This is a genomic window from Pseudomonas sp. AS2.8, assembly GCF_014190935.1.
Lineage (GTDB): Bacteria > Pseudomonadota > Gammaproteobacteria > Pseudomonadales > Pseudomonadaceae > Chryseomonas.
In genome coordinates, this window is the sequence record NZ_JACHVV010000002.1 from 1,039,410 (window position 1) to 1,050,734 (window position 11,325).

The 11,325-nt window shown below is 66.3% G+C and carries 12 protein-coding genes; all 12 read right to left on the minus strand.

Features of this window, described 5'->3' with window-relative positions; genetic code table 11:
- Positions 1-44 precede the first annotated feature (44 nt).
- Positions 45-1,046: a lipoyl synthase gene (gene lipA, locus FHR73_RS11720; RefSeq protein WP_183631278.1), complete on the minus strand. Its 1,002-nt coding sequence runs from the start codon at positions 1,044-1,046 to the stop codon at positions 45-47.
- A 1-nt stretch (position 1,047) separates the two neighbouring features.
- On the minus strand, positions 1,048-1,704 hold the full coding sequence (lipB, locus tag FHR73_RS11725) for a lipoyl(octanoyl) transferase LipB (RefSeq protein WP_183631280.1): 657 nt from the start codon (positions 1,702-1,704) through the stop codon (positions 1,048-1,050).
- The gene (locus tag FHR73_RS11730; protein ID WP_183631282.1) at positions 1,704-1,979 is read right to left on the minus strand and encodes a DUF493 domain-containing protein; all 276 of its coding nucleotides are present in this window, start codon (positions 1,977-1,979) and stop codon (positions 1,704-1,706) included. Before FHR73_RS11730 ends, lipB begins: the two co-directional genes overlap by 1 nt.
- A 73-nt stretch (positions 1,980-2,052) precedes the next feature.
- Positions 2,053-3,213, minus strand: a complete 1,161-nt coding sequence (locus FHR73_RS11735; RefSeq protein WP_133863156.1) for a D-alanyl-D-alanine carboxypeptidase family protein — start codon at positions 3,211-3,213, stop codon at positions 2,053-2,055.
- 126 nt (positions 3,214-3,339) lie between these two features.
- Positions 3,340-4,329 (minus strand): septal ring lytic transglycosylase RlpA family protein, encoded by a 990-nt coding sequence (locus tag FHR73_RS11740; protein WP_160923786.1) that lies wholly within the window; start codon positions 4,327-4,329, stop codon positions 3,340-3,342.
- Positions 4,329-5,351 (minus strand): lytic murein transglycosylase B, encoded by a 1,023-nt coding sequence (gene mltB / locus FHR73_RS11745; protein ID WP_183631284.1) that lies wholly within the window; start codon positions 5,349-5,351, stop codon positions 4,329-4,331. The genes FHR73_RS11740 and mltB overlap by 1 nt, the downstream gene beginning before the upstream one ends.
- Before the next feature lie 21 nt (positions 5,352-5,372).
- Positions 5,373-6,476: a rod shape-determining protein RodA gene (rodA, locus tag FHR73_RS11750; protein WP_133863160.1), complete on the minus strand. Its 1,104-nt coding sequence runs from the start codon at positions 6,474-6,476 to the stop codon at positions 5,373-5,375.
- Positions 6,477-6,520: 44 nt separating this feature from the next.
- Positions 6,521-8,428 (minus strand): penicillin-binding protein 2, encoded by a 1,908-nt coding sequence (mrdA, locus tag FHR73_RS11755; protein ID WP_183631286.1) that lies wholly within the window; start codon positions 8,426-8,428, stop codon positions 6,521-6,523.
- A 12-nt stretch (positions 8,429-8,440) separates the two neighbouring features.
- A complete protein-coding gene (gene rlmH, locus FHR73_RS11760; RefSeq protein WP_007159668.1) occupies positions 8,441-8,908 on the minus strand; it encodes a 23S rRNA (pseudouridine(1915)-N(3))-methyltransferase RlmH in 468 nt (155 codons plus the stop codon).
- Positions 8,909-8,913: 5 nt separating this feature from the next.
- Positions 8,914-9,264: a ribosome silencing factor gene (gene rsfS, locus FHR73_RS11765; protein WP_007159669.1), complete on the minus strand. Its 351-nt coding sequence runs from the start codon at positions 9,262-9,264 to the stop codon at positions 8,914-8,916.
- A gap of 10 nt (positions 9,265-9,274) precedes the next feature.
- Complete coding sequence (nadD, locus tag FHR73_RS11770) at positions 9,275-9,937, minus strand: nicotinate-nucleotide adenylyltransferase (protein ID WP_183631288.1); 663 nt, start codon at positions 9,935-9,937, stop codon at positions 9,275-9,277.
- The gene (locus FHR73_RS11775) at positions 9,937-11,196 is read right to left on the minus strand and encodes a glutamate-5-semialdehyde dehydrogenase (RefSeq protein WP_183631290.1); all 1,260 of its coding nucleotides are present in this window, start codon (positions 11,194-11,196) and stop codon (positions 9,937-9,939) included. The genes nadD and FHR73_RS11775 overlap by 1 nt, the downstream gene beginning before the upstream one ends.
- Between the last annotated feature and the right edge of the window lie 129 nt (positions 11,197-11,325).

Below are 11,325 nucleotides of genomic sequence, written 5' to 3' on the forward strand. Positions count from 1 at the left end.
AAAAAGGCAGCCCATGGCTGCCCTTTTTTATTGCGACGCGAGGATCAGCTGATCTTCTTGGCGCCGTGCGCCTGCTGGTCGGCATGGTACGAGGAGCGCACCAGCGGACCCGAGGCGACGTTCTTGAAGCCCATCTTGGCGCCTTCCTCGGCGTACCAGGCGAAGGTATCCGGGTGGACGAAGCGCTGCACCGGCAGGTGGTTGCGCGAGGGCTGCAGGTACTGCCCGAGGGTCAGCATGTCGATCTCGTGCTCGCGCATGCGCTGCATGACCTCGATGACTTCCTCGTCGGTCTCGCCCAGGCCCAGCATCAGGCCGGACTTGGTCGGCACGTGGGGCACGCGCTTCTTGAAGTTCTGCAGCAGGTCCAGCGACCACTCGAAGTCCGAACCCGGGCGCGCGGCCTTGTACAGGCGCGGGACGGTCTCCAGGTTGTGGTTGAAGACATCCGGCGGCTCCTGCTCGGTGATGGCCAGGGCGACGTCCATGCGACCGCGATAGTCCGGCACCAGGGTCTCCAGCTGGATGCCGGGGGTCAGCTTGCGGATCTCGCGCAGGCAGTCGACGAAGTGCTGGGCACCGCCGTCGCGCAGGTCGTCGCGGTCCACCGAGGTGATCACCACGTACTTCAGACCCAGGTCGGCGATGGCTACCGCCAGGTTCTTCGGCTCGTCCACGTCCAGCGGCTTCGGCCGGCCATGGCCGACGTCGCAGAAGGGGCAGCGACGGGTGCAGATGTCACCCATGATCATGAAGGTGGCGGTGCCGCCGGAGAAGCACTCGCCCAGGTTGGGGCAGGACGCCTCTTCGCAGACACTGTGGAGCTTGTGCTTGCGCAGCAGCTGCTTGATGCGCTCGACCTCGGGGGTGACCGGGATGCGCACGCGGATCCAGTCCGGCTTGCGCGGCAGCTCCTCGGTGGGAATGATCTTTACCGGGATGCGCGCGACCTTTTCGGCGCCGCGCAGCTTGACGCCGGCTTCCACCTTGCTGGGGCGGGCGGGCGGGGTAAGGGTCTGGACGCTGTCTTGTACTGTAGTGGTCATGTCAATCCGATTCCAGGGTGATCGGTTCGGGGTAGCCCAGGCGCAGACTCAGGTGACGGACCAGAGACTCGCGGACCTCGTCGAAAGCTAGTGGCCCGGTCACCAGATCGCGGAGCTGGGTCATGGCCAGGCCGGCATAACCGCAGGGGTTGATCCGGCGGAAGGGTGCCAGATCCATGTCAACGTTGAGCGCCAGGCCGTGGAAGGACCGGCCATTGCGGATGCGCAGGCCCAGGGAGGCGATCTTGGCGCCGTCCACGTAGACACCCGGCGCATCGGCCCGGGCCGCGGCCTGCACGCCCCAATCGGCGAGCAGCGCGATCAGGCTGTCTTCCATGGCGCTGACCAATTCTCGCACGCCCAGGCCCTTGCGGCGAACATCCAGCAGCACATAGGCGATGAGCTGACCGGGCCCATGGTACGTGACCTGACCGCCGCGATCGACCTGCACCACCGGAATGTCGCCCACGGCGAGCAGGTGCTCGGGCTTGCCGGCCTGCCCCTGGGTGAAGACCGCGGGATGCTGCAGCAGCCAGAGTTCGTCGGGGGTGGCCGGGCCGCGCTCGTCGGTGAAGCGGCGCATGGCCTCCAGGGTCGCCTCGTAGGGCCGCAGGCCCCAGCGGCGCACGCCCAGGCTGGCCGGGGCGGGAGTGCTCATCAGATCACCATGTGCACGCGGCCGGTGGCGCGCAGGTCCTGGTGGATGGCCTGCAGCTGGTCCACGCCGGTGGCGGTGATTAGCACCTGCACGGAGAGGAAACGGCCGTTGCGACTGTCGCGGGTCACCAGGGTGCCGCGGTCCAGATCCGGCGCGTGGCGCTGGACGATGTCGAGCACCAGCTCGGCGAAATCGGCACCGGCATCGCCGATCACCTTGATCGGATAGCGCGGGCAGGGAAATTCGATCTTGGGGGGTTGAACGTCTTCGGTCATGCGGACTTCCAGGCCGACCGGTGTCGGCAGGGGGTGAAAGGCCCGCAGATGCGGGCCTTTGCAGGGTGACGGATCAGTTGAACAATCCGTAGAAGAACAGGCGAATGCTATCCCACAGGCGACGGAAGAGGCCACCCTCCTCGACCGGTTGCAGGGCGACCAGGTCGGCGGTGTGCACCACCTTGTCATCCAGCTTCACCTCGACCTTGCCGATCACCTGGCCCTGGGCGATGGGCGCGATCAGCTGCGGATTGAGCACCATCTCGGCGTGCAGCTTCTTGGCCTGGCCGCGCGGCAGGGTCATGGTCAGGTCGTTGGCCAGACCGGCCTGGACTTCGCGGGTGTCGCCCTTCCATACCGGCGCCTTGGCCAGTTCGGTGCCCTTCTTGTAGAAGGACTGGGTCTCGAAGAAGCGGAAGCCGTAGGTCAGCAGCTTCTGGGTCTCGGCGGCGCGAGCCTGTTCGCTGTTGGTACCGAACACCACGGCGACCAGGCGCATGCCGTCGCGCACGGCCGAGGCCACCAGGCAGTAGCCGGCTTCGTCGGTGTGGCCGGTCTTCAGGCCGTCGACGGTCTTGTCGCGCCACAGCAGCAGGTTGCGGTTCGGCTGCTTGATGTTGTTCCAGAAGAATTCCTTCTGGGAGTAGATGGCGTAGTGCTGGGCATCGGCGTTGATGATGGCGCGCGCCAGGATGGCCATGTCGTGGGCCGAGGAATAGTGGTTCGGATCCGGCAGGCCGGTGGCGTCCATGAAGTGGGTGTTCTGCATGCCCAGCTTCTGCGCGGTGGTGTTCATCATGTCGGCGAAGGCGTCTTCGCTGCCGGCGATGTGCTCGGCCAGGGCGACGCTGGCGTCGTTGCCGGACTGGATGATGATGCCGTGCAGCAGGTCACCGACCGACACCTGGGTGCCGACCTTGATGAACATCCGCGAACCGCCGGTACGCCAGGCGTGCTCGCTGACGGTGACCATGTCCGATTCCTTGATGCGACCCCGGTTGATTTCCAGGGTGGCGATGTAGGCGGTCATCAGCTTGGTCAGGCTGGCTGGCGGCAGGCGCTGGTCGGAGTTGGATTCGGTGAGCACGGCGCCGCTGTTGGCATCCATGAGAATCCAGGCCTTGGCGGCCAGCTGGGGCGCCGCCGGAACCATTGTCTCGGCCGCCCAGACGGCCGGGACACAGGCGATCGTTACTAGGAGGAGCAGGCGTCGAGCGAGTTTTGCGATTGTCATCCGAATCTCTGAAAGGTTGGGGTATGGCAGGAGCAGCGGACCCAGACCGCTCGGTCCACGTCGATCCGCGCGAGGCGGATCACGACGGCTGGGGCCGGCGACTGGGCGTCATGAAGCATCCCTGCTTCAATCCGGTTGCACGAGAGACGCCTGGCCCAGACGGGCCACGCGTACGCTGTTCTGGAGCTGGGAGACCTCAGCCGGCTGGACCGGTCCGAGGCGGACCCGATGCAAGGTCTGCTGGTTGCGCACCGTCGAACTGATGAACACCGGGGCACCGGTCAGGTCGCTGAGCTTGTCCTTGAGCAATTCCGCAGCGTCCGGATTGGCGAAGGCCGCCACCTGCAGATAGAGCCCAGCGGCTGGGGCAGAAACGTTTTTTTTTGCGTCGACGGCCGCGGGCGTCACCGGCTCGGCATGCTGGTTGACCGGCGGCGTATAGGTCTCGATGGCGCCGAAGGTCTGGGTCTCGGTGGTCTTCTGGGCCACCGGCGCCTGGCGCGGCTGGGCCAGCACCATGGGCACAGCCTGGCCGCGCTGGGCCCAGTATTGCTGCGGATCTATGCCTTCGACGCTGACCCGGGCGGTGCCGATCTCGGCATAGCCGAGTTTCTTGGCGGCGGCAAAGGACAGGTCGATGACCCGGTCGGAATAGAAGGGGCCGCGGTCGTTGACGCGCAGGATCACGCTGCGGCCGTTGTCCAGGTTGGTGACCCGCACGTAGCTGGGCAGCGGCAGGGTCTTGTGCGCCGCGGTCATGCCGTAGAGGTCGTAGGTCTCGCCGTTGGCGGTGGCCTGGCCGTGGAACTTGGTGCCGTACCAGGAGGCGGTGCCGGTCACGCGGTAGTTGCGCGAATCGGTCAGCGGGAAATAGGTCTTGCCCAGCACGGTGTAGGGATTGTTCTTCAGCGGCCCGTTGTAGGGCATGGGTACGGCGTCGGGGATCCGGCTGACGTCCACGTCCCACCAGGGCGCGCCGTCACGGTGCGGACGCAGGTAGCCACCCGGCCCGGCCACGCCCTTGCTGGTCGGCTTGGGCGCCTGGCTGGAGCAGCTCACCAGCAGCAGGCCGAGGCCCAGGCAACCGGCCAGGCGCGCCAGGGCAGTCAGGCGCATCACGGCTTGGCACCCTCGGCGGCATGGCGCTCGGCGATGGCATTGGCCAGATCGGTCACCGCCATGGCGTACATGACGCTGCGGTTGTATCGGGTAATGGCGTAGAAATTGGGCAGGCCCATCCAGTACTCCGGTCCCTTGTCTCCGTCGAGGCGGAACGAGGTTACACGCAAATCGTCACGCAGGGCAGGGTCTTGGGCGTTCCAGCCCAGGGCACGCAACTCGGCGACGCTCTTGACCGGCTCGATGCCGGCCACCACGCCCTCCTCCACCCGCTCGCCACTGACCTGGGCGCGGATGGCGGTCGGCCCGCGACCGGACCAGCCGTGGCGCTTGAAGTAGTTGGCCACGCTGCCAATGGCGTCGGTGGGATCGGACCAGATATTGATGTGGCCGTCGCCGTCGAAGTCCACCGCATAGGCGCGGAAGCTGCCCGGCATGAATTGCGGCAGGCCCATGGCGCCGGCATAGGAACCGGTCAGGCTGAGCGGATCGACCTGCTGCTCGCGGGCCAGCAGCAGGAATTCGCGCAACTGGCTGCGGAAGAAGGGCGCGCGCGGCGGATAGTCGAAGGCCAGGGTCGAGAGCGCATCCAGCACCCGGTAGTTGCCGGTGTTGCGGCCATAGAAGGTTTCCACGCCGATGATGGCGACGATGAACTGGGCCGGCACGTCGTATTCGCGCTCGGCACGGGCCAGGGCTTCTTCGTGGGCCTTCCAGAACTCGACGCCCTGGGCGATGCGCCGATCGGTGATGAAGATGGGGCGGTATTCGCTCCAGGGCTTGACCCGCTCGGCCGGTCGCGAGATGGCATCGAGGATGGCCTGCTTGCGCTCGACCTCGCCGAACAGCGCCTGCAGCTGTTCCGGGGCGAAGCCATAGCTCTGACTCATCTCGGCGATGAAGTCGCGCGCCAGCGGTGCCGCGTCGTAGTCACCCGCGACGACGCCGGTCGTCACGCCCATCGTACCCGCGAGCCCGAGGCTCAGCAGGCAGCGATGCATCCATCCCATTGTCGGCATCTAACCCTTCTTTGTTGCGTGTTAAACCTGGGCGATCCACTTGCGGTGCGTGTGGATCGACATCAAAACTCCGAACCCGGTGAACAAGGTGACCACCGAGGTGCCGCCATAGCTGATGAATGGCAGCGGTACGCCCACCACGGGGAGCAGGCCGCTGACCATGCCGATGTTGACGAAGACATAGACGAAGAAGGTCATGGTCACGCCGCCGGCGAGCAACTTGCCGAACAGCGTCTGGGCCTGCACCGTGATGGTCAGGCCGCGACCGATCAGCAGCAGATAGAGCACCAGCAGCAGGCAGACGCCGACCATGCCGAACTCTTCGCCGAGGACGGCAATGATAAAGTCCGTGTGACTTTCCGGCAAAAAATCCAGATGAGACTGGGTACCCAGCAGCCAGCCCTTGCCGAACACCCCGCCCGAGCCGATCGCGGCCTTGGACTGGATGATGTTCCAGCCGGCGCCCAGCGGATCCATCTCCGGATCGAGGAAGGTCAGGATCCGGCGCTTCTGGTAGTCGTGCAGGACAAAGAACCACATGGCCACGGCCATGGGCACCGCGGCGCTCACCGCGCCGATCAGCCAGCGCCACTGCAGGCCGCCGACGAACAGCACGAAACCGCCCGAGGCCAGCACCAGCATGGCGGTGCCGAGGTCGGGCTGGTCGAGGATCAGCACGAAGGGCACCACCACCAGCGACAGGCTGATCAGGCTGTGCTTGAAGTTGGGCGGCAGGCTGCGCTTGGACAGGTACCAGGCCATCATCATGGGCATCAGCAGCTTCATGAATTCCGACGGCTGGAAGCGGATGACCCCGGGAATGTTGATCCAGCGAGTGGCGCCCATGGCGTTGTGGCCCATGACGTCCACCACCACCAGCAGGGCCACACCGATCACGTAGCCCAGGGGCACCCAGCGCGCCATGAAGCGCGGTTCGAGCTGGGCGACGACGGCCATGGCCACCAGCCCGAGGCCGAAGGAGCTGGCCTGCTTGAACAGCAGGTCGAGATTGCGCCCGCCCGCTGAATAGAGGACGAACAGGCCGGTCGCCCCCAGCATCAGCAGCAGGATCAGCAGCGGGCCATCGATGTGCAGGCGCTGCAGCAGGGTGGCGCGCCGCTTCATCACGTCCCCTTCGGGGATGGTGCGATCGAAGTTGGGAGCAAGACTCATGGCTGCACCTTGGTCGCGGCGGCGGTCGCCCCGGCGGTAGTCGGCTTGGCGTACTCGGCCTTGAGACGGCCCTGGTCATCGAGCAGCCAGGCGTCGAGCACCTGACGCGCGACCGGTCCGGCCACGGCGCCACCCGACTCGCCGTTCTCGACCATCACCGCCACGGCGATCTGCGGATTGTCCACCGGGGCGAAGGCGACGAACAGGGCGTGGTCGCGGTGGCGTTCCTTGAGCGCCGCCGAGTTGTACTTCTCGTTCTGGCGAATGGCGACCACCTGGGCGGTACCGCTCTTGCCGGCGATGCGGTACTGGGCGCCGACGTTGAGCTTGTGGGCGGTGCCGCGCGGATTCTGTACCACCATTTCCATGCCGTGGATGGCCCTGTCCCAGTAGCTCGGATCCTTGAGGTCGATGTCGGGCATGGGATTGGGGTCCGCCGGCGGCTGACCGTCGAGGGTCCTGGCCAGGTGCGGACGGATCCACTGGCCATGGCTGGCGATCAGCGAGGTGACCTGGGCCAGTTGCAGCGGAGTCACCTGCATGTAGCCCTGACCGATCCCGAGGATCAGCGTCTCGCCGGGGAACCAGGCCTGGCGGCGGGTGGCACGCTTCCACTGCCGCGACGGCATCAGCCCCGGCGCTTCCTCGAACATGTCCAGGGCGACCTTCTGGCCGAGACCGAACTTGCCCATGTACTCGGAGAGGCGATCGATGCCGATCTTGTGGGCGAGGTCGTAGAAATAGGTGTCGTTGGACCTCATCAGGGCCGTATCCATGTCCACGTAGCCGTCGCCGCCGTGGTTCCAGTTACGGTACTTGTGATCGTAGTTGGGCAGCTCGTAGTAGCCCGGATCGAAGACCTTGGCCTGGGGCGTGGTGGCACCGCTGTCGAGACCGGCGATGGCCACCGCCGGCTTGATGGTCGAACCGGGCGGATAGAGGCCACGCAGGACCCGGTTGTAGAGCGGGCGATCGATGGAGTCGCGCAGCTCGGAATATTCCTTGAAGCTGATCCCGGTGACGAAGGGATTGGGGTCGTAGCTCGGCTGGCTGACCATGGCCAGCACCTCGCCGGTCTTGGGCTGGATGGCGACGATGGCGCCACGGCGCCCGCCCAGGGCGGCTTCGGCGGCGGCCTGCAGGCGCGAGTCGATGGTCAGGACGATGTCCTTGCCCGGCTTGGGGTCGGTGCGATTGAGCACCCGCAACACCCGGCCGCGGGCGTTGGTCTCCACCTCTTCGTAGCCCACCTCGCCGTGCAGCTCGGGCTCGTAGAAGCGCTCCACGCCGGTCTTGCCGATGTGGTGGGTGCCGCTGTAGTTGACCGGATCCAGGCGCTTGAGCTCCTGTTCGTTGATCCGCCCGACATAGCCCACCGAATGGGCGAAGTGCTCGCCCATGGGATAGTGGCGCACCAGCTGCGCCGTCACCTCGACCCCGGGCAGGCGGAACTGGTTGACGGCGATCTTGGCGATCTGCTCCTCGGTCAGCTCGAACAGCACCGGCACCGGCTCGAACGGCCGCCGGCCCTGCTTCATGCGCTTTTCGAACAGCTCGCGGTCTTCCTCGGTCAGGCCCAGCACCTGCACCAGGGTATCGAGGGTCTGCCGCCAGTTGTCGGCCCGCTCGCGGGTGATGGTCAGGCTGAAGCTGGGGCGGTTGTCGGCGACGATGATGCCGTTGCGGTCGTAGATCAGGCCGCGGGTGGGCGGGATCGGCTGGACATGGACCCGGTTGTTTTCCGACAGGGTCGAGTGGTAGTCGTGCTGGATGACCTGCAGGTAGTACATGCGCGCCACCAGTACGCAGGCGAGCACGAGAAACAGCACCGCCCCGACCGTCACGCGGGCGCGGACGAGCTGGGCGTCTTTCTCGTGGTCCTTGAGGCGTATGGGTTGCGACATCGCAGGTACGGACTACTTGTGATACGGATGGCCGGCCAGTACGGTCCAGGCGCGATAGAGCTGCTCACCGACGAGGATGCGCACCAGCGGATGCGGCAGGGTCAGCGGCGAGAGCGACCAGCGCTGTTCACTGCGCGCCTGCACCTCGGGAGCGAGACCCTCGGGACCGCCGACCATGAGGTTGACGGTGCGGGCTTCCAGGCGCCACTGCTGGAGTGTTTCAGCCAGTTGCTCGGTGCTCCAGGGCTTGCCGGTGACCTCCAGGGTCACCACGCGCTCACCCGGTTGCACTTTGGCCAGCATGGCCTCACCTTCCTGGCGGATCAGCCGGGCGACGTCGGCGTTCTTGCCACGGGTCTGCAGCGGGATCTCGACGAGCTCCAGCGGCAGTTCCGGCGGCAGACGCTTGACGTACTCGTGCCAGCCCTCTTCGACCCAGCGCGGCATGCGCGAGCCGACGGCGATGAGACGCAGGCGCACCGGCGTTATTCGCCGTGGGCGGCGCGGCTCTGCTCGGCACCGCGCCAGAGGCGCTCGAGGTCATAGAACTCGCGGGTGGTCGGCAGCATCACGTGGACGACCACGTCACCCAGGTCCAGCAGCGCCCATTCGCCGCCTTCCAGGCCTTCGCTGCCCAGCGGGCGCACGCCCTGCTGCTTGACCTTTTCCAGCACGTTGTCGGCCAGCGACTTGACGTGGCGGCTGGAGGTGCCGCTGGCGATGACCATGATGTCGGTCACGCTGGTCTTCTCGCGTACGTCCAGGGAGATGATGTCCTGGGCCTTCATGTCTTCCAGGGCGGCGATGGCCACCTGGACGAGTTGTTCGCTTTGCATGGTGTAACTCTTACCTCGGTTCGGAGGACGCCGGATAGAGGCCGTGCGTCCGGATGTAGTCAAGCACGGCATCGGGCACCAGGAAGCGGATGGACTTCCCGGTGGCCAAGAGGCCGCGGATCTGGGTGGCGGACACCGCGAGCGGGTTCTGCCAGATAAAGGTGATCTGCCCGCCCGGCCCCTTCAGGGCCTGGGGATCGGGCTGACTGCGCGCCGCCAGGAAATCGCGCAATTCCTGGCAGGGCTCGCTGTCGGCGTCGGGTCGTTGCAGGACCAGGATGTGGCACAGCTCCAGCAATTCGCGCCAGCGGTGCCAGCCCGGCAGGCCGCAGAAGGCGTCCCAGCCCAGCATGAGCAACAGCTGCACCTCATCGCCGAGTTCGGCGCGCAGGCTTTCCAGGGTCTCTATGGTATAGGAGTGGCGCGTCCGGCGCAGTTCCCGGTCATCGACCACCAGGGTCGCGATGTCGGCCACCGCCAGTCGCACCATCGCCAGGCGATCCTCGGCGGAGACGCTGGGCGCCTCGCGATGGGGCGGCCGGGCGCTGGGGATCAGCCGCAGTTCGTCCAGCGCCAGTGCCTCGGCCACCTCCAGCGCAGCGCGCAGGTGGCCGATGTGCACGGGATCGAAGGTACCGCCGAACAAGCCGATGCGGGTGGGCAGGCTGCTCATCAGCTACGGACGTGACCGTCGCCGAAGACCACGTATTTCTCGCTGGTCAGCCCTTCCAGGCCCACCGGCCCGCGGGCGTGCAGCTTGTCGGTGGAGATGCCGATCTCGGCGCCCAGGCCGTATTCGAAGCCGTCGGCGAAGCAGGTCGGCGCGTTGACCATGACCGAACTGGAATCGACTTCGGCCAGGAAGCGCCGCGAACGGCCAAGGCTTTCCGTCACGATCGCATCGGTGTGATGGGAACCGTAGTGGTTGATGTGCTCGATCGCCTGGTCCAGACCCTCGACGATGCGGATCGACAGGATGGGCGCCAGATATTCGGTGGACCAGTCGGCCTCCGTGGCAGGCACGGCCTGGATCAGATCACGCACTCGCTCGCAGCCCCGCAGCTCCACGCCCTGTTCTTCGAAGCGGCGTGCCATGGCCGGCAGGAAGGCCTCGGCCACCTTGGCATCGACCAGCAGCGTTTCCATGGCACCGCAGATGCCATAGCGGTAGCACTTGGCGTTGAAGGCGATGGACTCGGCCTTGGCAAGGTCAGCGGCCTCGTCGACATAGACGTGGCAGATACCGTCGAGGTGCTTGATCACCGGGACGCGGGCATCGTTGCTGATGCGCTCGATCAGATTCTTGCCACCCCGCGGCACGATGACGTCGACGAACTCGGGCATGGTGATCAGGGCGCCGACGGCAGCCCGGTCGGTGGTCTCCACTACCTGGACTGCAGCGGCGGGCAAGCCGACCTTGGCCAGTCCTTGCTGAATGCAGGCAGCGATGGCGCGATTGGAGCGAATGGCCTCGGAACCGCCGCGCAGGATGGTGGCGTTGCCCGACTTCAGGCAGAGACTGGCCGCATCGATCGTCACGTTGGGCCGGGATTCATAGATGATGCCGATGACCCCGAGCGGCACACGCATCTTGCCGATCTGGATCCCGGACGGCCGAGCGCTCAGGTCACGAACGGCGCCTACCGGATCCGGCAAGGCGGCAACCTGCTTGAGGCCGTTGATCATCGAGTCGATACGCGCCGGCGTCAGCGTCAGTCGATCCAGCAGCGCCGCTTCGAGTCCAGCAGCCGTGGCGGCCGCGACATCCTCGGCATTGGCCGCGACTAGCGCTTCGCGATCAGCGCCCAGGGCCTCTGCAATGGCGTTCAGCGCCAGGTTCTTCTGGCCGGTGGACGTACGCGCGAGGACCCGCGACGCGGCACGGGCAGCCTGGCCAAGACGGGTCATGTAGGCGGAGACGGACTCGGTCATGGTCGGCGGCCTGCGAAAGACGGTGGGAAAGCCGCAGAGTATAGCGTCGCCGGGCCCTGCGCGGCCAGCGCCGAGGGGCCTGGCGGTGGCATTCGCCTGCTCGATTTGGTTGACTCGCCACGGCCTGTC

Bases quoted from the DNA above. Each gene is read 5' to 3' on its own strand.
- lipA (WP_183631278.1), bottom strand. From the start codon at position 1,046: ATGACCACTACAGTACAAGACAGCGTCCAGACCCTTACCCCGCCCGCC.
- lipB (WP_183631280.1), bottom strand. From the start codon at position 1,704: ATGAGCACTCCCGCCCCGGCCAGCCTGGGCGTGCGCCGCTGGGGCCTG.
- FHR73_RS11730 (WP_183631282.1), bottom strand. From the start codon at position 1,979: ATGACCGAAGACGTTCAACCCCCCAAGATCGAATTTCCCTGCCCGCGC.
- FHR73_RS11735 (WP_133863156.1), bottom strand. From the start codon at position 3,213: ATGACAATCGCAAAACTCGCTCGACGCCTGCTCCTCCTAGTAACGATC.
- FHR73_RS11740 (WP_160923786.1), bottom strand. From the start codon at position 4,329: ATGCGCCTGACTGCCCTGGCGCGCCTGGCCGGTTGCCTGGGCCTCGGC.
- mltB (WP_183631284.1), bottom strand. From the start codon at position 5,351: ATGCCGACAATGGGATGGATGCATCGCTGCCTGCTGAGCCTCGGGCTC.
- rodA (WP_133863160.1), bottom strand. From the start codon at position 6,476: ATGAAGCGGCGCGCCACCCTGCTGCAGCGCCTGCACATCGATGGCCCG.
- mrdA (WP_183631286.1), bottom strand. From the start codon at position 8,428: ATGTCGCAACCCATACGCCTCAAGGACCACGAGAAAGACGCCCAGCTC.
- rsfS (WP_007159669.1), bottom strand. From the start codon at position 9,264: ATGCAAAGCGAACAACTCGTCCAGGTGGCCATCGCCGCCCTGGAAGAC.
- nadD (WP_183631288.1), bottom strand. From the start codon at position 9,937: ATGAGCAGCCTGCCCACCCGCATCGGCTTGTTCGGCGGTACCTTCGAT.
- FHR73_RS11775 (WP_183631290.1), bottom strand. From the start codon at position 11,196: ATGACCGAGTCCGTCTCCGCCTACATGACCCGTCTTGGCCAGGCTGCC.